This window comes from Shouchella sp. JSM 1781072 (assembly GCF_041949915.1).
GTDB lineage: Bacteria > Bacillota > Bacilli > Bacillales > Bacillaceae_D > Shouchella.
Window position 1 is genome coordinate 792,422 of the sequence record NZ_JBHFQE010000003.1, and the last position, 21,446, is coordinate 813,867.

Consider the following 21,446-nt stretch of genomic DNA (forward strand, 5'->3'; position numbering starts at 1 on the left):
ATTTACATGGCCTCTGAAATATCTTGAATGGCTTGTAAGAGCAAATCAACCTCATCTTTGGTCGTGTAAGGTCCAAAACTTACACGTACAAGCCCCTCATCAATTGAGCCATACCATTCATGTAGCTTAGGGGCACAGTGAAGGCCAGCGCGAACTGCAATTTGATAGTGTTGGTCTAAAATAATTGCGATTTCCTGACTGCTCATACTTGGTAAGCCGAAGGAGACAACAGCTAAACGTCCTTCTGTTGAATCGGTACCCACTAGTGTCACATTCGTGTTCTTTAATCCAGTAAGCAATTGGTCTAATCGATCCATTTCATGTTTGTAGATTGCTTCGGTACCGCCTAAATGCTCGATTTCATCTAAGCCGGCGCCAAGTCCAGCAAGTGCAGGCGTATTTAATGTTCCTGCCTCATATCGTTCCGGCCATGTGCGTGGTTGGTCTTTGCTTTCAGATGTATGACCTGTCCCACCGTACGTTAACGGCTTTAGCTGATAATCTTTTTTTGACACAAGCATCCCTGTCCCTTGAGGACCAAGTAAGCCTTTATGACCTGGGCAAGCTAGTAAATCAATTCCGTCTCTATCCATATCAATATCTATGACTCCAGCCGTTTGTGATGCATCTACACACAGTATAGCACCTACTGCATGTGCTTTTTGTGCAATCGTCGACAGGGGGACAATATCTCCAGTCACGTTTGAAGCATGATTAATGACAACAAATCTCGTTCGCTCAGTAATTGACTCAACGATGGCATCAGCCGTCTCTTCCCCTGTTTTCCCTCCTGCAAAATTCAACTTAATTCCCTTACTTTCGAGTGTGTAAAGAGGCCTCAGAACAGAATTATGTTCAAAATAAGAAGTAACTACTTCATCACCTTCATCAAATGGAAACCCTAAGATCGCTTGATTAAGCGCATACGTAGCATTAGCATAAAACCAAACATGTTCTGCTGCCGGAGCATGAAAAAAAGATGCTACTTTTTCCCTCGTCTCTTGAACAATTTCAGCAGCTTGCCTAGATAGTAAATGCCCACTTCTTCCTGGGTTTGCCCCGTAGTGCTCCATTGTGTTTGCAACTGCCTCAATAACTGATTTAGGTTTCGGAAACGATGTTGCTGCTTGATCAAAATAATACATTCCTTGCTCCTTTCAAAAAAGAAGCTGCCTAATACAGGCTAGCTTCTTATTCTTTCGTTTGAATGAGAATCTCTAATATTCTTTCTAGATCGTCTTCTGAAAAATAGTCAATCTCAATTTTTCCTTTTTTCTTACCAGGTTTAATCATAACCGATGTACCTAGTGAATCTCGTAACCGCTCCTGATGATCTTTAAGAAACGGCGACAATTTCACTTTCACTTCCTTCGTTTCACGTGGAACATGCTCATTTATTTGTTGAACAAGTTTTTCCACTTCACGCACGCTTAATTTCTCCTGTAAAACACTTTCGAGTACTTGCGACAATTTGTCTTTATTTTGTAGGCCTAAAAGAGCTCGTCCATGCCCCATACTCAATTTACCAACCGAGATAAACTCTTGAACGACTTTTGGTAACTGCAATAAACGCATATGATTTGCAATATGTGGTCTACTTTTCCCTAAACGCTTTGCCACTTGCTCTTGCGTACTTTTTGTATGAGTCATTAGTTTTTCATATGCAATGGCTTCTTCAATCGGGTTTAAATCTTCTCGCTGTAAATTTTCAATCAGCGCAATTTCCATCATTTTATTTTCATCTAAATCTTGAATGATTACAGGAATTTGCTCCAAGCCGGCTTGTTTTGCTGCACGAACACGACGCTCTCCCATTACAATCTCATAATCTTTTATTGATTTTCTTACTGTGATTGGTTGTAAAATTCCATGTTCTTTAATGGAATCACTTAATTCTTTCAATGATTCTTCAGAAAAAGTCTTTCTCGGCTGGTATGGATTTGGTCTAACTTCAGACACAGAAATAAGTGTAACCTGCTCCTGAGTGTTGTCCTTCTCGTTTGGGAAAAAAGCTTCTAATCCTTTACCTAGTCCCTTCTTTCCAACCGATTTAACCATTCGCAACCACTTCCTTTGCTAAGTCTATGTACACTTCTGCTCCACGTGACTTGGCATCGTATTCAATAATTGGCTTGCCATGACTCGGGGCTTCACCTAAGCGAATTGTTCTTGGAATAATGGTATCGAATACTTTATCGCGAAAATACTTTTTCACTTCTTCAATGACTTGAATACCGAGATTTGTACGCGCATCCAGCATTGTTAAAAGTACTCCTTCAATCGCCAAGGACGTATTCAAATGCTTTTGTACTAAACGGACCGTATTTAAAAGTTGGCTTAACCCTTCTAACGCGTAATATTCACATTGTACGGGAATAATAACTGAATCTGAAGCAGTTAAAGCATTGATCGTAAGCAACCCAAGTGAAGGTGGACAATCAATAAAGATATAATCGTACGTCTCTCTTAAAGGCGTTAATGCTTTTTTCAACCGAACTTCTCTTGAAATCGTTGGAACAAGTTCAATTTCCGCTCCAGATAATTGAATTGTTGCCGGAATCACATCTAAATTGATTACATCCGTGGAAAAAATGACGTTTTCTGCTGGTACATCTTCAATAAGGACATCGTAAATACATTCATCAACATCCCCTTTTTCAACACCAACACCACTTGTTGCATTCCCCTGCGGATCTATATCGACTAACAGAACTCTTTTGCCTAAATGTGCTAAACATGCTGCTAAATTCACTGAAGAAGTTGTTTTTCCTACGCCGCCTTTTTGGTTTGCGACAGCGATTATCTTTGACACTTGGACACCTACTTTCCTTCGTTGCAAAAACTTTCTATACGTAAAACAAATAGATTATCTTTATTTTAGCATAGATTCTTCATAATCCTATTAAAAAAAAGACCTATCTTTTGTAATAGATAGATCACTTTTTAGGTATTCTAATGGTAAATTGATAGAAATCATCGTTATCTTCTTCGTCTGTATCGACCTTCAAGCCTGTCTTCATCACCATATCAACAGATTGACGAATCGTATTCATCGCAATACGCATATCTTTTGGATATGACTTTCGTGTCGATTTTTTCTTCTTAACTTCTTCCTGTTCTTCTACTTCAGGATATAAAAAACGTTGAACAAGTTCCTCAGTTTGTTTCACATTAAGTTGATTTTCAACGATTTGTTCTAAAATCATCTCTTGTGCTTCATGGTTATCTTTCAATCCAATAAGTGCTCGTGCATGTCTTTCAGAAATGGAGCGGTTTAAAATGGCGTCCTGTACTTTTTCTGGCAAATTCAATAAACGCAATTTATTTGCAATCGTTGACTGACCTTTACCTAATCGTTGCGCAAGGCTTTCTTGTGTTAATTGATGAATTTCAATTAATTTCGCATAAGCGACTGCTTCTTCTATCGCAGTTAAGCCTTCTCGTTGTAAATTTTCTATTAAAGCGATCGATGCTGTTTGTGAATCATTAAACTCTTTTATAATTGCAGGTATGGTTTCCCATCCTAAAGAAGAAACAGCTCTAAACCGACGCTCCCCTGCAATGATTTCATATTTTTCTTCTCTAATTCGGACAACAATTGGTTGAATGACACCATGTGTACGAATTGTTTGTGCTAATTCTGTGATTCGCTCTTCATCAAAAACCGTTCTTGGCTGAAAGCGATTTGGTACAATGTCTTGAATTGGAATTTGTTTTACTTCCTCATTCTCAATTAGATCAGCATCGTCATTTTTATCATTAAAGCCAAATAGGCGTGAAAACGATTGCTTCATCGCCTCAGACACCACCTTTTATTAAATAACCATCATTTGTATTTCGACACCTTTAAAAGTCATTCCTCTGTTGAAACGAATGTGTTCCACGTGAAACAGCTGTATCGTACATTTGCCTGCTTAAACAATTGGCTGCTTATTAGGCGTTCCAGGCTTTCTAGGATACTTTTTCGGCGTTGATTTTATTTTTTTTATCGTTACGATATGACGGTCACTTTTTTCAACTGGTAAAGAAAAGAAATGATTATGTTCAATTTGTCCACCTAATAGTTTAATTGCTTTTTCCCCATCATTAAGCTCTTGATTCGTACCTGCTGCTTTTAAAGCAATAAAAGAACCATCCACTTTCGTAAAAGGTAAACATAGTTCTGCAAGAACTGACATTCGTGCAACGGCTCTAGCTGTCACAATATCATATTTTTCTCTATGCAAGCTGCTTTTACCTGCTAATTCTGCACGATCGTGGTAAAAAGACACATTTGTGAGGCCTAACTCATCTGCTAAAAACGTCAAAAATCCTATTCTTTTATTTAAAGAATCAATAATGGATACCTGTAAATCAGGATAAAGAATTTTTAATGGAAGACTTGGAAAACCAGCTCCTGCGCCAATATCTAAAATAGACTGATTCGTAAACGGGAAATAAAAACTCGGTGTAATGGAGTCATAAAAATGCTTCAAATACACGTCATCTTTAGCAACAATTGCCGTTAAATTAATATTTTCATTCCACTCAACGAGCAGTTCGAAGTAACGGTTGAACTGCTCTTTTTGAGTAGAAGAAAGGATAATATTTTTTTCTGCAAGTAATTCTGGAAACTTCTCGTAACTCATATAAACAACCTCACGATGATGTTTTGGCAAGACGGCCTTGCTCTAAATACACGAGCAAAATCGATACATCTGCAGGATTTACACCAGAGACACGAGAAGCCTGTCCTACAGATAATGGTCTAACCAGTTGTAATTTTTGCCGAGCTTCCGTCGCTAGGCCTTGTATGGCATCATAATCAAGGTCTTCAGGAATTTGTTTACGTTCCATTTTCTTTAATCGCTCAACTTGCTGCCATTGTTTTTCGATATACCCTTCATACTTGACTTGAATTTCTACTTGTTCACATACTTCGTCATCAAGTTCCTGTTCCGGCTGAGGGATCACTTTTAATAAGTCCTTATAAGTCATCTCTGGACGTTTTAACATGGCTTCTGCTTTTAATGCTTCGTTCATTTTCTTGGAGCCTACTTGTTCCAACAGCTCATTAACGTCTGCTGATGGCTTAACAATTAGACTTTTAATGCGTCCAATTTCTTCTTCAACAGCTTGTTTCTTACGCAAAAATTGTGCATAGCGTGCTTCAGAAATCAAGCCAAGCTCATAGCCTTTTTCGGTCAAACGCAAATCTGCATTATCGTGACGCAAGATTAAGCGAAATTCTGCTCTTGATGTTAATAAACGATATGGTTCATTCGTCCCTTTTGTTACTAAATCATCAATCATGACGCCAATATAAGCATCTGATCGGTCTAAAATAAGCGGTTCTTTGCCTGAAACTTTTCTAGCAGCATTAATACCTGCAATGACACCTTGACCAGCTGCTTCTTCATATCCAGACGTTCCGTTAATTTGACCAGCTGTAAAAAGACCTGGAACTGCTTTTGTTTCTAATGTTGGCCATAGCTGAGTTGGAACAATCGCATCGTATTCAATCGCGTAACCAGGACGCATCATTTTTACCGCTTCAAGTCCAGGAATTGTTTTCAGCATCGATAATTGAACATCTTCAGGTAAACTAGTAGAAAGTCCTTGCACATATACCTCTGTCGTATTTCGGCCTTCTGGCTCAAGAAAAATTTGATGTCGTGGCTTGTCGTTAAAGCGGACAATCTTGTCTTCAATAGATGGGCAATACCTTGGTCCTGTTCCTTCTATCATACCTGAATACATCGGGGAACGTCCAAGATTTTCACCGATTACTTCATGTGTTTCTGAGCCAGTGTACGTTAGCCAGCAAGGTAGCTGATCCGTAATATACTTTGTAGTCTCATACGAAAAGGCTCTTGGCGTCTCATCACCAGGCTGAATTTCTGTTTTTGTATAATCAATCGTATTTCCGTTCACTCGTGGTGGCGTGCCGGTTTTAAACCGAACGATATCAAAACCTAGCTCTTTTAAATGGTCGGATAATTTAATAGAAGGCTGCATATTATTTGGACCAGACTCATAAGAAAGTTCACCTAAAATGATCTTTCCTTTTAAATAGGTTCCAGTTGTAATCACAACAGCTTTTGACCGGTATTCAGCGCCAGTGTTCGTAATCACACCACGACACTCACCCTCTTCAATGATCAGGCGGTCAACCATTCCTTGACGTACTAAGAGATTTTCTTGTTCTTCAAGCGTTTTTTTCATCTCATGTTGGTACTGAAATTTATCTGCTTGCGCGCGTAACGCGCGGACTGCAGGACCTTTTCCCGTATTCAACATACGCATTTGAATATGCGTTTTATCAATATTACGAGCCATTTCGCCGCCTAGTGCATCAACCTCTCGGACAACGATTCCTTTGGCAGGACCACCTACTGATGGATTACATGGCATATACGCAATGGCGTCCAAATTTAGCGTAAGCATAAGGGTATTTGAACCCATTCTTGCGGCAGCAAGTCCGGCTTCTACGCCTGCATGACCAGCGCCAATGACGATTACGTCAAATGAATCGGCTTGGTAATTCATGTTTGTTTCGACTAGATTTATCCTAGTCTCCCTTCCTTTCATAAGCGATTTATTTTCCTAAGCAAAACTGAGAAAACAATTGATCAATTAAGCTATCTTGTATATCTTCTCCAATAATTTCACCTAATAATTCCCATGTGCGCGTGACATCAATTTGAATCAAATCAACCGGTACATCGGCCTCTGTCGCTTGTAAAGCTTCTTCCGCTCGACGTTTGGCTTCATTTAAAAGACCAATATGCCTTGCATTCGACACATACGTAAGATCTTGTCCTTCAATGTCGCCAGCAAAGAATAATTGATTAATGGCTTCTTCCAATTGATCAACGCCTTCGTCATGAATTAAAGAAGTTGTCACGACAGGGCGACCGTTAGCATATTGATAGACTTTTTCTAAATCAATTGCTTGTTTTTGATCTGTTTTATTTACAATGATCACAACATCCATATCCATAACAGCTTCAAAAAGTGCTTCATCTTCAATCGTTAATGCTTCACTATTATTTAATACAAGCAAGATTAATTCAGCTTCTTTTAATGCTTTTCTGGATCGTTCAACACCTATTTTTTCAACAATGTCTTCCGTTTCACGTATGCCTGCTGTATCAATTAGCCTAAGGGGCACACCACGTACATTGACATACTCTTCTAGTGTGTCTCGCGTAGTTCCTGGTATATCTGTCACAATCGCTTTTGATTCATGAACAAGGCTATTCATTAACGATGATTTCCCCACGTTTGGCCTGCCAATGATCGCCGTAGCCAGTCCTTCACGTAAGACTTTTCCCTGTTTAGCTGTGACAAGCAATTTATTTATTTCCTCTATGACAGGCACCATCTTTTCTTGAATAATGGCTTGAGTCATTGTTTCCGCATCATATTCGGGGTAATCAATGTTTACTTCCACCGCAGCAACTGTTTCAAGTAATTGCTGTCGAAGTTGCTGGATTTTTCCCGATAATCGCCCTTCCACTTGGCGCATTGCTACGTTCATGGCTTGATCCGATTTAGATCGAATTAAATCCATAACACCCTCTGCTTGCGACAAATCAATTCTACCATTTAAGAAGGCACGTTTTGTGAATTCTCCCGGCTCAGCCAATCGAGCTCCATGTGCTAACGCTGCTTGCAAAACACGGTTAACCGAAACCAACCCACCATGACAGTTGATCTCAACAATGTTTTCACGTGTATAGGTCTTAGGTCCATGCATCACCGTAACCATGGCCTCTTCTATTACGTCATTTCCTTCTACTAAATGTCCATAAGTAATGGTGTGTGTGTTCACTTCATTTAGTTTTGATGTGCCTTTAAAAAGTTTATCACTAATATCTATAGCTTGATCTCCGCTGAGCCGGACAATCCCGATTGCTCCTTCACCAAGTGCTGTTGATATTGCTGCGATTGTATCCACATTAATCACCTCCGTAAATTACAGCTTCAACTAATAAGAATAGCATACGCATAGTCGAAAAGCCATTGCTTGACAGTGAACTTTCTTTTCCAGATTTTTTAGTTCGAAAAAAATAAGAAGTGCATCGAGTTGCACTCCTTATTTCTTAGGTTCAATGACAACGTGCCGCTTCGATCCGTTGCCTTGTGATTCAGTTGTAACGTCCTTGCTATTCGCTAGCGTTGTATGAATAACCTTCCGCTCTCTAGCAGGCATTGGTTCTAACACAACTTTTTCGTTCGTAGACGTTGCCTTTTTACTTACACGCAGCGCCAGTTGTTTAAGCGTCTCTTCCCGCTTTTCACGATAGCCTCCAGCATTCAAGCGAATACGTGAACCATCAGCTGTTTGTTTAGTTGAAACAACGAGGTTTGTCAGGTGTTCCAAAGAATCTAAGGTTTGCCCCTTTTTTCCAATTAACTTTCCTTGGCCCTCGGTTTCTATCGCCTCTAAATTAACAGATAGATGTTTTCCATCCTTTTGATGAGTGACCTTCACATTGATCCCCATCAGTTCCGTTGTTTTTAATAGAAAGGACTCAGCAACATCCACGGTCTTTGGTTTTAAACGAACTTCAATCACTGCTGGCTTTCCACCAAATAATCCTAAGAACCCTTTTTGCGGTTCTTCAACAACGTCATAAATTAATTGATCTTTTTCTGCATTCAATTCTACTAACGCTCTTTGAACAGCTTCGTCTACAGTTCGACCTTTCACCGTTTTTGTTGCCATCATATGCCCCTTTCCTATTTCCGTTTTTTCTTTTTACTTTTCTTCTTCTTCGTTGAACTCTTAGATTGATTACTTGATGACTTCTTACCCTTTTGAGCGCCTTGATTAACCCCTACAGTCGATTCTAGTCCTCTTTTTCCTGCATTCGGACCTGTCACAAAGTAGGTTTGCAGGATCATAAAGATATTCCCGACTACCCAGTATAAAATAACTGCGGCTGGCAAAAAGACCCCAATGATTAAAATCATAAATGGCATTAAGTATAGTAAGATCTTAGCTTGTGGATTATTTTGCACCATCATCATACGTTGCTGAACAAACGTTAAGACAAACGCTAAAAGCGGCAAAATGAAGAATGGATCGGGATCACTTAATTGAAACCATGCAAATGACTCTCCTTGAAAATTCTCAGTTCGCATAATCGCATGATAAATTGCCAGGAAGATTGGCATTTGAATCAAAATTGGTAAACACCCTGCAAAAGGATTCACTTTATGATCCGCAAATAACTTTTGCATCTCTTCATTCAGCTTTAACCGCGTGTTTTGATCTTTTGCACTATAGCTCTCTCTTAATTTCTGCATTTCCGGCTGTAGCTGCTGCATTGCCTTCATGCTTCTTGTTTGTTTTAACATTAATGGCAATAAGATCAAACGAAAGAGAATTGTTACAAGTATAATCGCAAAACCATAGCTGCTTACCCATTCTGCAATCAGAATAATGAGCTGTGATAACGGATACACAAAGAACGAATTCCAAATCCCCGAACTTTCAGAGGTAATCGGTTGGTCGATACTAAAACAACCAGATAATAAAAGGAGCATGCTCGCCATAATTACGAGCCAGCTAAATCGTTTCACTTTCTTTGCTTCCTCCTAGCTGTTACTTTTCTTTATTTTTTTGTGAACGTACGATCATTTTTGATTTCTTTAATACGTGTTCCAGACTGCTTTTAATTTCATGATAGTTCATATCTTTAGCAGGATTACGTGCAATGACTACATAATCATAATTTTGCTTTATTTCTCCTTGGATCTGCGTAAACACTTCACGAACAAATCGTTTAATACGATTCCGACAGACAGCATTCCCTACTCGTTTTGAAACCGATAATCCGAGACGTAATGAATCTTGTCCCTCTTTTGGGAGAATATAAAGAACAAATTGTCGATTGGCCATTGAAGATCCTTTATTGAAGACCGCCGAAAACTCTTCATTTTTTTTTATTCGTTGCTCTTTTTTCATACGTCACACGACCCTCTTGGCTCATTTGATGTATATACCTGAAAAAGACCACTGATGTCAGTGGTCTATGCAGACAATACTTTTCTTCCTTTTTGACGACGACGAGAAAGTACTTTACGTCCGTTCTTCGTTGCCATTCTAGCGCGGAAGCCGTGATTTTTTTTACGTTTACGGTTATTTGGTTGGAACGTTGGTTTACCCATGTATTCCACCTCCTTCGAGGATTTAAATCTTCAGGCACTCCCAAAAATTATATAGAGATTTAACCGTTTATGTCAAGCCTTATTAAAAACTTTCTTTTTTTCTTATAGAAATCTTCTTTTCCTTCTTTTTAACAGCTCCCTCTTTTTAATTGTGGACATTATTTTTGCCTCTAATACATTATCTACACGTTATCGACAACGATTTACACATATCTTGTATTGTGGACAACCAAAAACCACTACATCCTGTATTTTGTGGATAAGTTCATTCATCCATTGCGACTACAGCTTCTTTTTGATATGATATAAGAGATTTCTTTCGTGGACAATGTGACTACTAAAAGAACCTGTCCACAGCCTGTGGGTAAGGTTGTGGACAGGTTCTTTGTTTCTGTTTACTTGTTATCCACAATTTGTTGAAGACATTGATTTTCTCCTCAACATCCTATATTATGAAAACTTCGCCATATTTATTCGTACGTATATTTATACCTTAACTTATACAAAAGTTGTACAGTGCAGGAATGTCGCAAAAGGAGGGGCTTTTTTGGAAAATATCCATGACCTTTGGAATAAGGTTCTTGAAGAAATGAAACAAAGAGTGAGCAAACCAAGTTACGAAACATGGTTAAAGTCGACAACCGCAACAGCTCTTCAAAATGATGTCATCACCATAACAGCACCAAATGAGTTTGCAAGAGATTGGCTTGAAGATCATTATTCTAGCTTGGCAGCAGATATTATTGAACATTTAACTGGAGCAAGATTAAATCCAAAGTTTGTTATCCCGCAGCATGAGCAAGAGGAAGAAGTCATTCAAGAACAACCTACTCCAGCTGCGACAGACGTTAATTTAGCTGCTCAAAACGACACAAATCGTTCGATGTTGAACGACAAATATACGTTTAACACATTTGTTATCGGATCCGGGAACCGATTTGCTCACGCTGCATCACTTGCTGTAGCTGAAGCTCCGGCAAGAGCGTATAACCCTCTCTTTATTTATGGTGGTGTTGGATTAGGGAAAACCCACTTAATGCATGCGATTGGCCATTATGTAATGGAACATAATCCAAACGCGAAGGTCGTTTATCTTTCATCAGAAAAATTCACGAATGAATTTATTAATGCGATTCGCGACAATAAAGCTGTTCATTTTCGCAATAAGTACCGCAACGTAGACGTTCTCTTAATCGATGATATTCAATTTATTGCTGGTAAAATTCAAACACAGGAAGAGTTTTTCCATACATTTAATGCCTTACATGAAGAATCCAAGCAAATTGTTATCTCTAGTGATCGTCCTCCTAAAGAGATACCGACTTTAGAAGACCGTCTTCGTTCGAGATTTGAATGGGGCTTAATTACAGATATTACGCCACCGGATCTAGAGACACGAATTGCGATCCTAAGAAAAAAAGCAAAAGCAGAGAATCTTGATATTCCAAATGAAGTTATGCTCTACATTGCGAACCAAATTGATACGAATATTCGTGAATTAGAAGGTGCGTTAATTCGTGTCGTTGCGTATTCTTCTCTTATTAATCAAGATATGAATGCTGACTTGGCTGCGGAAGCACTAAAAGATATTATTCCAAACGCGCTACCAAAGACACTTAGCATTTTAGATATTCAAAAGCTTGTTGGCGATCACTACCAAGTAAAGCTAGAAGATTTCAAAGCTAAAAAACGAACAAAATCTGTCGCGTTTCCAAGGCAAATCGCCATGTATTTGTCTCGAGAAATGACAGATGCTTCACTACCGAAAATCGGAAGTGAATTTGGTGGACGTGATCATACGACCGTTATTCACGCTCACGAAAAAATTTCAAAATTACTCGTTACAGATCAAGAATTACAACAAAAAGTTCAAATGATTACAGAACAGCTTCGACAATAGCTGTGAATAATGTGTATAATTGGAACAAGCCTATCCACAATTTACCCACATGTGAATAGGCTGTCTATTTACGCATTTTTTTAGTTATCCACAAACTCACAAGCCCTATTACTATTACTACTACTTTTTTTAATAAAAAAAAGAATAATATATATGTTTATGAAAAGGAGTATCAATGTATGCATGTCATTATTGATCGGAATCGAATGGTTCACGATGTCCAACACGTAGCAAAAGCTGTTTCTTCTAGAACAACTATCCCTATACTTACAGGAATAAAAATCGTCGCCACAAAAAATGGCTTAACGTTAACCGGTAGCGATTCTGATTTATCAATCGAAGCCTTTATTCCAACTGTTGAAAATGAACAAGAACTTGTTGAAATTGAACAAGAAGGTAGCATCGTTCTTCAATCAAAATACTTTACTGAAATAGTAAAAAAATTACCTGGTGAATCGATTGATATTACGGTTCACGATCAATTTGCAGCAACAATTCGATCCGGTTCGTCTGTCTTCACCCTCAATGGACTTGATCCGGACGAATACCCGCGTCTTCCACAACTAAAAGAAGATTTGATTTTCAGTATGCCGCAAGACATGCTTCGAAACGTCATTCGCCAAACTGTATTTGCAGTGTCCACTCAGGAAACACGTCCGGTGTTGACAGGTGTAAACATCGAGACGGAAGAAGATGGGTTAATCTGTACTGCAACAGACAGTCATCGATTAGCGATGCGCCGTGCGAAAGTGGAAGCGGAGAATCAAGAATTACGTTTTCAAAATGTTGTAATTCCGGGAAAAAGCTTGCAAGAATTAAGTAAAATTATTGAGGATACGTCAGACGCCGTTGATATTGTAGTAACGGAAAACCAAATTCTGTTCAAATTGGGTAATATTTTATTTTTCTCTAGGTTGTTAGAAGGGAAGTATCCTGTTACATCAAGTATGATTCCGAATCAATCAAGAACGAGCTTTATTTTAAAAACAAAACCACTTCTTCAAACGTTAGAGAGAGCCTTGCTTTTATCTCGAGAAGCTAAAAATAATGTGATTAACATGAAGACGCTTGGAGAAGAAGAGATTGAAATTTCATCGACTTCACAAGAAGTAGGGAAAGTAACGGAGCAAATGGCTGTTGAAAGATTCGAAGGAGAAGAATTAAGAATTTCGTTTAACGGTAAAAATATCATTGATGCGCTTAAAGTCATTGATAGTGAAGAAATTCATCTGATGTTCACTGGTGCGATGAGCCCATTTGTTATTCGTCCGATTGAATCAGATCGTTATTTACACCTCTTTTCACCGGTAAGGACATATTAATACCGATATATGAAAAAAGGTTGGCTAGATTCAATTCGTTTAGTACAATAGAGAAAGAGATTATTTTAGAGCGAACAATCCGATACAGCTAACAAATTTAGAGACAGCATTCATTTGACGTGTGCTGTCTTCCCTTCGTCTAGCAGATGGTGAGGTGCACGGAATGGAACAAATAGAAATTCAATCAGAGTTTATTACGCTTGGTCAATTATTAAAAGAGACAGGCGCTATTGATACAGGTGGCATGGCTAAATGGTATTTAAGTGAATATGTCGTATACGTAAATGGTGAACCGGAAAATCGTCGTGGGAAAAAGTTGCGCCATGATGATCAAATTGATTTAGAGGACGGGCAAACCTTTTTAATCGTTTCTAAGGTGTAAAGATGTTAATTAGAAAAATTGAATTAACATCGTACCGAAATTACGAACATACGGCATTATCGTTCGGCGAAAAAGTGAATGTTTTTATTGGTGAAAATGCGCAAGGGAAAACTAATTTACTTGAGGCAATTTACGTAATAGCACTTGCAAAGTCACATCGTTCGAGTAAAGACAAAGAGCTGATTCGTTTTGATAAAGACTTTTCACGGGTCCATGTAGAAGCTGAAAACCGAACGGGACAAGTTGAACTTGATTTCATTATTTCGCAAAAAGGAAAGCGCGGAAAAATTAATGGACTTGAACAAAAGCGACTAAGTGATTATGTAGGGACGATTAATGTTGTCATGTTTGCACCAGAAGATCTTGAGCTTGTGAAAGGCAGTCCTCAAATAAGACGACGGTTTATTGATATTGAACTTGGACAAATTAGCCCAGTTTATCTTTATGAACTTTCTCACTATGGGAAAATTATTAAGCAACGAAATGTCTTGCTCAAAGATATGCAGATAAAGAGGTCAACAGATTTTACGATGCTCGATATTCTTACGGATCAAATGATTGAGCGGGCCGCGTTTATTACAAAAAAGCGAGCCGAGTTTACGACACAGCTCGAAAAGTGGGCTGTTCCGATCCATCAATCAATAAGTCGAGGGAAAGAGGCGCTCCGCCTGGAATATATCCCGTCTTTAGAGGTATCAGACAAAGGAAATCTGTCGAAAATAAAAGTAGACATGCAAACGAGGTACGAAGCGAAAAAAACAGAAGAGGTTAGAAGAGGAACGACTTTGTTCGGCCCGCACCGAGATGACTTGGCTTTTACGATAAACGATCTTGATGTGCAGAAGTATGGGTCACAAGGACAGCAACGAACAACGGCGTTATCTCTTAAATTAGCAGAGATCGACTTAATCCATGATGAAGTAGGCGAATTCCCTATTCTTTTACTGGATGACGTGCTATCAGAACTAGATGATTATCGACAGTCCCATTTACTAGAAACCATTCAAAATCGAGTACAGACGTTTGTAACAACAACGTCAATTAGTGGACTACATGAACGTGTACGTGAAGAAGCGTGCATTTTTACTGTAAATCAAGGCGAAGTCAAACGAATGGAGTAAGCGATGTATATTCATGTAGGTGGAGATATTATTTTACCAATTAACCGTGTTGTTGGTATTTTTCCATATGAAGAAGAAGCGTTACCGAAAGATACGCTCGCTTTTCTTGAAAATCAAACCATACAGAAAACATGCATTGGAAATGTTACAGACGCCATTAAGAGTGTAGTTGTGACAAATCATCATGTGTATTATTCCCCAGTTTCCACTCAAACCCTCTATAAACGCTCGAATGAGAATGTGTTAGATCGTTTAGCTGAGGATGAAGAAGGATCAATTGGTTAAGGACCCCTAATGAGAAGGTGAAAAATTTTGGAAAATGAACAAAATCAAACGTATGATGAAAGTCAGATACAAGTACTTGAAGGATTAGAAGCTGTAAGAAAGCGTCCGGGTATGTATATCGGCTCAACAAGTCAAAAAGGACTACACCACCTTGTGTGGGAAATTGTTGACAATAGTATTGATGAGGCGATGGCCGGTTACTGTGATACGATTTCTTTAACGATTGAGAAAGATAACTCAATAACGGTTGAAGACAATGGTCGTGGTATACCTGTTGGGATCCAAGAAAAGATGGGTCGACCTGCAGTAGAAGTTATTATGACTGTGCTTCACGCTGGCGGAAAATTTGGTGGAGGCGGATATAAAGTCTCTGGTGGACTGCACGGCGTAGGAGCTTCAGTTGTTAATGCGTTATCTACGTACTTGGAAGTAAACGTCCATTTAGACGGTAAAATTCATAAACAATCTTACTCTAGAGGGGTTCCACAAGAAGATCTTAACGTAATTGGTGAAACAGAAAAGACTGGTACAGTCATCATGTTTAAACCCGATGGTGAAATTTTTAAGGAAACGCTAGAGTTTGATTTCGACACGCTCTCGACCCGAGTGCGAGAACTTGCCTTTTTAAATAAAGGCCTAACGATTCAAATAGCAGATAAACGAGCTGAGGAAGAAAAACAAGCGACATTCTATTACGAAGGCGGAATTTCTTCTTTTGTCACGCATTTAAACCGTACGAAAGAAGCACTACATGAAGAACCAATTCATGTAGAAGGAGAGAAAGAAGGCCTTACTGTGGAAGTAGCCGTTCAGTATAACGATGGCTATACAAGTAGTATTTATTCATTTGCAAACAACATTAATACCCACGAAGGTGGAACCCATGAATCTGGCTTTAAAACCGGTCTAACAAGGGTGATTAATGATTATGCAAGAAAAAACAGCTTGTTTAAAGAAAATGACCCGAACCTTAGTGGTGAAGATGTCCGTGAAGGGTTAACAGCGATTATTTCTGTTAAAATTCCAGAGCCACAATTTGAAGGTCAAACAAAAACGAAGCTTGGAAATAGTGAAGCAAGAACGATTACCGACTCTCTTTTTTCCGAAAGTTTTTCTCGTTTTATGGCAGAAAATCCTACTGTTGCAAGAAAAATTGTCGATAAAGGGTTAATGGCTTCAAGAGCGCGAGAAGCAGCGAAGAAAGCGAGAGAGCTAACACGTCGAAAAAGTGCGTTAGAAGTAAGCTCACTTCCTGGAAAATTAACCGACTGTTCATCAAAGGATGCTTCCATAAGCGAATTGTTTATTGTTGAGGGGGACTCTGCCGGTGGTTCTGCTAAAGGTGGACGAGATCCACATATTCAAGCAATCCTGCCACTGCGAGGGAAGATCTTAAATGTGGAGAAAGCACGTCTTGATAAAATTCTAGCAAATAATGAAATTCGAATGATTATTACCGCGATTGGTACCGGAATTGGTGAAGAGTTTGATATCAAAAAAGCTCGTTATCACAAGGTTGTTATTATGACCGATGCGGACGTAGATGGTGCGCACATCCGGACACTGATCCTTACGTTTTTCTATCGCTATATGCGTGAGCTTCTTGAGCAAGGCTATGTATACATTGCGCAGCCACCGCTATACAAGATTGAACAAGGTAGGAATAACGTAACGTATGTGTATTCTGATCGTGAATTAGACGCACATCTTTCAACAATTGAAGATCGATCTAAGATTGGAATTCAGCGTTATAAAGGACTTGGAGAAATGGACGCGACGCAATTATGGGAAACGACCATGGATCCTGACACGAGAAATATGCTACAGGTGACGCTTGCTGACGCAATCAAAGCAGATGAGATTTTTGAAATATTAATGGGCGATCGAGTAGAGCCGAGAAGAGATTTCATTCAAGAAAATGCGCAGTACGTTAAGAACTTGGATGTTTAAGAGGAAGACTAAGTGTTTCGCTTAGTTTAATGCGGAGGTTTTTATATGGCTGAAGAAGATGTATCTAGACTTAGAGAACGATTGATTGATGAAGAAATGAGAGAATCATTCATGGACTATGCCATGAGTGTTATTGTAAGTCGTGCTTTACCTGATGCACGAGATGGAATGAAGCCTGTGCACCGCCGTATTTTATATGCGATGTTTGAATTAGGGATGACCCCGGATAAACCATTCAAAAAATCGGCAAGGATTGTAGGGGAAGTTTTAGGTAAGTACCATCCACATGGTGACTCTTCCGTATACGATACAATGGTGCGGATGGCACAAGATTTTAGCTATCGCTATATGCTCGTTAATGGACATGGAAACTTTGGGTCTATTGACGGTGACTCGGCTGCGGCCATGCGTTATACCGAATCAAAAATGTCTAAGATCTCAATGGAACTTGTTCGCGATTTAAATAAAGATACAGTTGATTTTGATGACAACTATGATGGCACCGAAAGAGAGCCAAAAGTATTACCGTCAAGGTTTCCAAATCTTTTAGTCAATGGAACATCAGGGATTGCGGTTGGTATGGCAACGAATATTCCGCCCCATCAATTAGGGGAAGTGATTGATGGTGTCTTAGCACTATCGCGGGACCCAGAAATTACGATTCCTGATTTAATGGAACACATTCCTGGACCAGATTTTCCCACTGGAGGGGAAATCCTAGGTCGCTCGGGTATTCGGAAGGCTTACACTACAGGGCGCGGCTCTATAATGGTTCGAGCAAAGACGGATATTGAAGAAAACAAAGGCAAGCAGTCCATCATTGTGACAGAATTGCCTTACCAGGTGAATAAAGCACGTTTAATCGAGAAAATTGCTGAACTTGTTCGAGACAAAAAGATTGATGGGATCAGTGAGTTAAGAGACTCTTCCGATCGAAACGGGATGAGAATCGTCATTGATCTTCGTCGTGATGCGAATGCAAATGTCATTTTAAACAATCTTTATAAACAAACAGCGTTACAAACTAGCTTTGGTATCAATATGCTAGCACTTGTAAATGGCAAGCCTGAAGTATTAAACATTAAACAAGCATTAGAACATTATTTAAAACACCAAGTAGAAGTTATTCGCAGACGTACTCAATTTGATTTAAATAAAGCTGAAGCGCGTGCTCATATTTTAGAGGGTTTACGAATTGCACTTGATCACATTGATGAAATTATTGCTTTAATACGTGGTTCGGAAACAGCAGAAATCGCTCGAAACAGTTTAATTGAGCGCTTTGAGCTTAGCTACGATCAAGCACAAGCCATTTTAGATATGCGTTTACAGCGACTAACTGGACTTGAGCGCGATAAGCTAGAGCAAGAGTATCAAGAAATTATGGCTCGTATTGCTGAACTTAAGGCAATTTTAGCAAGCGAAGAACGAGTATTAGAAGTGATTCGTGAAGAGCTAGAATTAGTAAAGCAAAAATTTAATGATGAACGTAGAACCATCATTTCAATGAGTGAAGAGCACCTTGAAGATGAGGATCTGATCCCTCGTCAAAACATTGTTATTACGATTACACATAATGGCTACGTCAAACGACTTCCAGTGTCTACGTACCGTGCACAGAAGCGGGGCGGTAAAGGGATTCAAGGAATGGGCACAAATGATGATGATTTCGTCCAACATCTATTTGTAACGAATACGCACCATACCATTCTTTTCTTTACGAACAAAGGGAAAGTATATCGCTTAAAAGGATACGAAATTCCTGAGCTTGGACGTACGGCAAAAGGAATTCCAGCTATTAACTTACTTCAAATCGATCCTGGTGAAACCATAAGTACAGTTATTCCTATTGAAGAATTCGTCGATAATTCTTATTTATTCTTCCTGACTGAACATGGAATTGCGAAGCGTACAAAGCTATCGGCATTTGCGAATATCCGTAAAGGTGGTTTGTTCGCCATTAATTTACGAGAAGATGATTCCTTGCACGGAGTCCGCCTTACAGATGGAAACCGTGAGATGATGATTGGCACGAGACAAGGTATGGCGATTCGTTTTTCTGAGAGTGATGTTCGAGACATGGGAAGAACAGCCGGTGGCGTAAAAGGGATTTCCCTTTCAACGAACGACGGTGTTGTTGGTATGGATGTTATTAATGAAGATCAAAAAGTTCTTGTCGTAACAGAAAAAGGGTATGGAAAACGAACGGAACTTGAAGAATACCGTGTTCAAAGTAGAGGCGGTAAAGGAATTAAGACCTGTAACGTAACGGATAAAAATGGTCCACTTGTGTCTCTTAAGATGGTAGGAGAAGACGATGATATTATGATCGTTACTGCGAATGGCATTATTATTCGTACGACTGTCGAAGGAATTTCAACAACCGGAAGAAACACCCAGGGGGTAACATTAATTCGTGTTAAAGAAGGCGAAGAGGTTGCGACTGTAGCTCGAGTCAATATTAACGATGAAGATATGGAAGACCTTGAAGACATGGAAGACCTTGAAGACATGGAAGACGGTGACGAAGCAGCAGAAGTTGTTGAAGAAACAAACGAGCAGACCGAAGAATAAGAAAAACTGTCCTTCAAGGACAGTTTTTTTCTTTATACAAGCGGATAATGAGGTTCAATCCGAGGATGTGCATAATATGGAGGTCGAGGTCCGATCTTTGGGACAAGCCAAGAGTCTCCTAAGTAATACATTCGTTCTTTGTGTGATTCGTCATTTGATGGTAGTAAAGTAATTTCAGGATAAAACGTAAAGTTCATTTTTCATTCCTCCTTGGTATACTACCTTACGCAATTGACGTCGTGATGAGCTTGTCTTTAATTAAAAAGACGTGCACTTAGGTAATTGCCTATTCATACAATAGGCGTATTGAGGTGATGAATGAAATGAGCAATGAACACGAGAAAACACAAGAAATGAAACAGTTACAGAAATGGTACGAAGACAATAGAAAGGAAGGCTCCTACCCCCTCTATCCCTTCTATGGAAAAATTACTCGTTACGAAGACGTAAACGTAACGGCACCAGAGCAAAGACAGCTAGACCATCCAGGTGTAGAATCATTAATGGTACCAAAACCCATTATTGAGAATGAAAATTATAAAGGAAGCGGTAAGTTAAAGGGAAAAGTCGCCATTATTTCTGGTGGAGATAGTGGAATAGGTGCTGCCGCGGCGATTGCTTTTGCAAAAGAAGGAGCGGATTGTGTCATTAGTTACTTAAATGAACATGAAGATGCTTATCGAACGAAAGCGAGAATCGAAGAATTAGGGACTAGATGTGTTCTGGTATCTGGAGATGTCTCAAAGCGAGAAAAGAACGAAGAAATTGTGCAACAAGCCATTCATACATTCGGAAAAATAGACATTCTCGTAAACAATGTAGGTGTTCAATTTCCACAGCATTCAATTATGGATATTACTGACGAACAATTTGATCACACATTTAAAGTGAATGTTTACGCACACTTTTACTTAACGAGAGCAACAATGCCGTATTTACAACCTGGAAGCTCTATTATTATGACTTCTTCAGTTGTTACGTATGTGGGTGAGCCGCAATTAGTAGACTATACAGCGACAAAGGGAGCAAATGTAGGTTGGACCAGAGCATTAGCAAAACAAGTAGGTGAAAAAGGCATTCGTGTTAACGCGGTTGCTCCAGGGAAAATCTGGACGCCTCTCATTCCTGCTAGTTTTCCTGCTGATGACAACGCGCTTCCTGTTGATAATATGTATGGAAGAGTTGGGCAGCCGTTTGAACTCGCTCCTACTTATGTATATTTGGCTTCTGACGATTCGAGATTCGTTACCGGTCAAGTCCTCCACGTTGATGGAGGTCAATCGACAAATAGTTGAGTTAAAGAGCGGTTTGCACATGGATGCAAATCGCTCTTTGTTTTAATGGGACAATTTTAAAATAGGAATCTATAAAAAAAAGTTTAATAAAGATGTTGACGATTTATGAATGCCATGATATATTATTACATGTCCTCTTGAGAGACGGATAAGCAATTAAAACTTTTTCTTTTAAAAAAAGTTGTTGACTTTATACGAGAGAAAATGGTATATTAATTGAGTCGCCAAGAGAGATTGAGGCGCAAACGAGTTCTTTGAAAACTGAACAAAAGCCAAGCGTAAAAGAGATACAAGGTATCTCGTCAATGAAGTTAGACACAGCTTTAAATTGTGCAACAGCTTAGGATCTTCGACTACGATCGCAACATCCGTGTTGCAACGTCGAAGTCAACACATCCGTGTGTAAGTAAACACTTTTAACGGAGAGTTTGATCCTGGCTCAGGACGAACGCTGGC

General features: G+C 39.2%; 20 protein-coding genes. 8 read left to right on the forward strand and 12 right to left on the reverse strand.

Features of this window, described 5'->3' with window-relative positions:
- Positions 1-2: 2 nt before the first annotated feature.
- The 11 genes from ACE1TH_RS17950 to rpmH form a co-directional block, all read right to left on the reverse strand.
- Positions 3-1,145, reverse strand: a complete 1,143-nt coding sequence (locus ACE1TH_RS17950; RefSeq protein ID WP_375079658.1) for an aminotransferase class V-fold PLP-dependent enzyme — start codon at positions 1,143-1,145, stop codon at positions 3-5.
- A gap of 46 nt (positions 1,146-1,191) precedes the next feature.
- Complete coding sequence (locus ACE1TH_RS17955) at positions 1,192-2,058, reverse strand: ParB/RepB/Spo0J family partition protein (RefSeq protein ID WP_099304858.1); 867 nt, start codon at positions 2,056-2,058, stop codon at positions 1,192-1,194.
- The gene (locus ACE1TH_RS17960; RefSeq protein WP_099304860.1) at positions 2,051-2,812 is read right to left on the reverse strand and encodes a ParA family protein; all 762 of its coding nucleotides are present in this window, start codon (positions 2,810-2,812) and stop codon (positions 2,051-2,053) included. Before ACE1TH_RS17960 ends, ACE1TH_RS17955 begins: the two co-directional genes overlap by 8 nt.
- Positions 2,813-2,936: 124 nt before the next feature.
- Complete coding sequence (gene noc, locus ACE1TH_RS17965; protein ID WP_255224305.1) at positions 2,937-3,794, reverse strand: nucleoid occlusion protein; 858 nt, start codon at positions 3,792-3,794, stop codon at positions 2,937-2,939.
- 120 nt (positions 3,795-3,914) lie between these two features.
- Complete coding sequence (gene rsmG, locus ACE1TH_RS17970) at positions 3,915-4,628, reverse strand: 16S rRNA (guanine(527)-N(7))-methyltransferase RsmG (RefSeq protein WP_099304864.1); 714 nt, start codon at positions 4,626-4,628, stop codon at positions 3,915-3,917.
- Positions 4,629-4,638: 10 nt separating this feature from the next.
- On the reverse strand, positions 4,639-6,528 hold the full coding sequence (gene mnmG / locus ACE1TH_RS17975) for a tRNA uridine-5-carboxymethylaminomethyl(34) synthesis enzyme MnmG (protein ID WP_099304866.1): 1,890 nt from the start codon (positions 6,526-6,528) through the stop codon (positions 4,639-4,641).
- A 49-nt stretch (positions 6,529-6,577) separates the two neighbouring features.
- Positions 6,578-7,948 (reverse strand): tRNA uridine-5-carboxymethylaminomethyl(34) synthesis GTPase MnmE, encoded by a 1,371-nt coding sequence (mnmE, locus tag ACE1TH_RS17980; RefSeq protein WP_099304926.1) that lies wholly within the window; start codon positions 7,946-7,948, stop codon positions 6,578-6,580.
- Positions 7,949-8,080: 132 nt separating this feature from the next.
- Positions 8,081-8,716, reverse strand: a complete 636-nt coding sequence (gene jag, locus ACE1TH_RS17985; protein ID WP_255224307.1) for an RNA-binding cell elongation regulator Jag/EloR — start codon at positions 8,714-8,716, stop codon at positions 8,081-8,083.
- Positions 8,717-8,727: 11 nt separating this feature from the next.
- Positions 8,728-9,546: a membrane protein insertase YidC gene (gene yidC, locus ACE1TH_RS17990; protein WP_099304928.1), complete on the reverse strand. Its 819-nt coding sequence runs from the start codon at positions 9,544-9,546 to the stop codon at positions 8,728-8,730.
- A gap of 49 nt (positions 9,547-9,595) precedes the next feature.
- Positions 9,596-9,958, reverse strand: a complete 363-nt coding sequence (gene rnpA / locus ACE1TH_RS17995) for a ribonuclease P protein component (protein WP_099304870.1) — start codon at positions 9,956-9,958, stop codon at positions 9,596-9,598.
- A gap of 65 nt (positions 9,959-10,023) precedes the next feature.
- Positions 10,024-10,161 carry a 50S ribosomal protein L34 gene (rpmH, locus tag ACE1TH_RS18000; RefSeq protein WP_035396906.1) on the reverse strand — a complete coding sequence of 46 codons (138 nt, stop codon included), beginning with the start codon at positions 10,159-10,161 and terminating at the stop codon, positions 10,024-10,026.
- A gap of 547 nt (positions 10,162-10,708) precedes the next feature.
- Here rpmH and dnaA point away from each other — a divergent pair.
- From dnaA to gyrA, 7 genes are all read left to right on the forward strand, one after another.
- Complete coding sequence (dnaA, locus tag ACE1TH_RS18005; protein WP_099304872.1) at positions 10,709-12,061, forward strand: chromosomal replication initiator protein DnaA; 1,353 nt, start codon at positions 10,709-10,711, stop codon at positions 12,059-12,061.
- Positions 12,062-12,240: 179 nt separating this feature from the next.
- Positions 12,241-13,383 (forward strand): DNA polymerase III subunit beta, encoded by a 1,143-nt coding sequence (gene dnaN, locus ACE1TH_RS18010; RefSeq protein ID WP_099304874.1) that lies wholly within the window; start codon positions 12,241-12,243, stop codon positions 13,381-13,383.
- A gap of 163 nt (positions 13,384-13,546) precedes the next feature.
- Positions 13,547-13,765, forward strand: a complete 219-nt coding sequence (gene yaaA, locus ACE1TH_RS18015) for a S4 domain-containing protein YaaA (protein ID WP_099304876.1) — start codon at positions 13,547-13,549, stop codon at positions 13,763-13,765.
- Positions 13,766-13,767: 2 nt separating this feature from the next.
- Entirely contained in the window at positions 13,768-14,886 is a 1,119-nt protein-coding gene (gene recF / locus ACE1TH_RS18020; protein ID WP_375079659.1) for a DNA replication/repair protein RecF, read from the forward strand.
- A 3-nt stretch (positions 14,887-14,889) separates the two neighbouring features.
- The gene (gene remB / locus ACE1TH_RS18025) at positions 14,890-15,171 is read left to right on the forward strand and encodes an extracellular matrix regulator RemB (RefSeq protein ID WP_099304880.1); all 282 of its coding nucleotides are present in this window, start codon (positions 14,890-14,892) and stop codon (positions 15,169-15,171) included.
- A 27-nt stretch (positions 15,172-15,198) separates the two neighbouring features.
- A complete protein-coding gene (gene gyrB, locus ACE1TH_RS18030; RefSeq protein WP_255224310.1) occupies positions 15,199-17,121 on the forward strand; it encodes a DNA topoisomerase (ATP-hydrolyzing) subunit B in 1,923 nt (640 codons plus the stop codon).
- 45 nt (positions 17,122-17,166) lie between these two features.
- On the forward strand, positions 17,167-19,695 hold the full coding sequence (gene gyrA, locus ACE1TH_RS18035; protein ID WP_099304884.1) for a DNA gyrase subunit A: 2,529 nt from the start codon (positions 17,167-17,169) through the stop codon (positions 19,693-19,695).
- Between the two features lie 32 nt (positions 19,696-19,727).
- Here the strand turns inward: gyrA and ACE1TH_RS18040 are convergent, their stop codons facing one another.
- On the reverse strand, positions 19,728-19,892 hold the full coding sequence (locus tag ACE1TH_RS18040) for a hypothetical protein (protein ID WP_176554462.1): 165 nt from the start codon (positions 19,890-19,892) through the stop codon (positions 19,728-19,730).
- A gap of 117 nt (positions 19,893-20,009) precedes the next feature.
- Between ACE1TH_RS18040 and ACE1TH_RS18045 the strand changes: the two genes are divergently transcribed.
- Entirely contained in the window at positions 20,010-20,990 is a 981-nt protein-coding gene (locus tag ACE1TH_RS18045) for an SDR family oxidoreductase (protein ID WP_375079660.1), read from the forward strand.
- The last annotated feature ends 456 nt before the right edge of the window (positions 20,991-21,446 follow it).

What these genes read in the sequence shown, in the direction of transcription:
- ACE1TH_RS17950 (WP_375079658.1), bottom strand. Translation starts at nt 1,145, where the DNA reads ATGTATTATTTTGATCAAGCAGCAACATCGTTTCCGAAACCTAAATCA.
- ACE1TH_RS17955 (WP_099304858.1), bottom strand. Translation starts at nt 2,058, where the DNA reads ATGGTTAAATCGGTTGGAAAGAAGGGACTAGGTAAAGGATTAGAAGCT.
- noc (WP_255224305.1), bottom strand. Translation starts at nt 3,794, where the DNA reads ATGAAGCAATCGTTTTCACGCCTATTTGGCTTTAATGATAAAAATGAC.
- rsmG (WP_099304864.1), bottom strand. Translation starts at nt 4,628, where the DNA reads ATGAGTTACGAGAAGTTTCCAGAATTACTTGCAGAAAAAAATATTATC.
- mnmG (WP_099304866.1), bottom strand. Translation starts at nt 6,528, where the DNA reads ATGAATTACCAAGCCGATTCATTTGACGTAATCGTCATTGGCGCTGGT.
- jag (WP_255224307.1), bottom strand. Translation starts at nt 8,716, where the DNA reads ATGATGGCAACAAAAACGGTGAAAGGTCGAACTGTAGACGAAGCTGTT.
- yidC (WP_099304928.1), bottom strand. Translation starts at nt 9,546, where the DNA reads ATGGCGAGCATGCTCCTTTTATTATCTGGTTGTTTTAGTATCGACCAA.
- rnpA (WP_099304870.1), bottom strand. Translation starts at nt 9,958, where the DNA reads ATGAAAAAAGAGCAACGAATAAAAAAAAATGAAGAGTTTTCGGCGGTC.
- rpmH (WP_035396906.1), bottom strand. Translation starts at nt 10,161, where the DNA reads ATGGGTAAACCAACGTTCCAACCAAATAACCGTAAACGTAAAAAAAAT.
- dnaN (WP_099304874.1), top strand. Translation starts at nt 12,241, where the DNA reads ATGCATGTCATTATTGATCGGAATCGAATGGTTCACGATGTCCAACAC.
- yaaA (WP_099304876.1), top strand. Translation starts at nt 13,547, where the DNA reads ATGGAACAAATAGAAATTCAATCAGAGTTTATTACGCTTGGTCAATTA.
- recF (WP_375079659.1), top strand. Translation starts at nt 13,768, where the DNA reads ATGTTAATTAGAAAAATTGAATTAACATCGTACCGAAATTACGAACAT.
- remB (WP_099304880.1), top strand. Translation starts at nt 14,890, where the DNA reads ATGTATATTCATGTAGGTGGAGATATTATTTTACCAATTAACCGTGTT.
- gyrA (WP_099304884.1), top strand. Translation starts at nt 17,167, where the DNA reads ATGGCTGAAGAAGATGTATCTAGACTTAGAGAACGATTGATTGATGAA.
- ACE1TH_RS18040 (WP_176554462.1), bottom strand. Translation starts at nt 19,892, where the DNA reads ATGAACTTTACGTTTTATCCTGAAATTACTTTACTACCATCAAATGAC.
- ACE1TH_RS18045 (WP_375079660.1), top strand. Translation starts at nt 20,010, where the DNA reads ATGAATGAAATGAGCAATGAACACGAGAAAACACAAGAAATGAAACAG.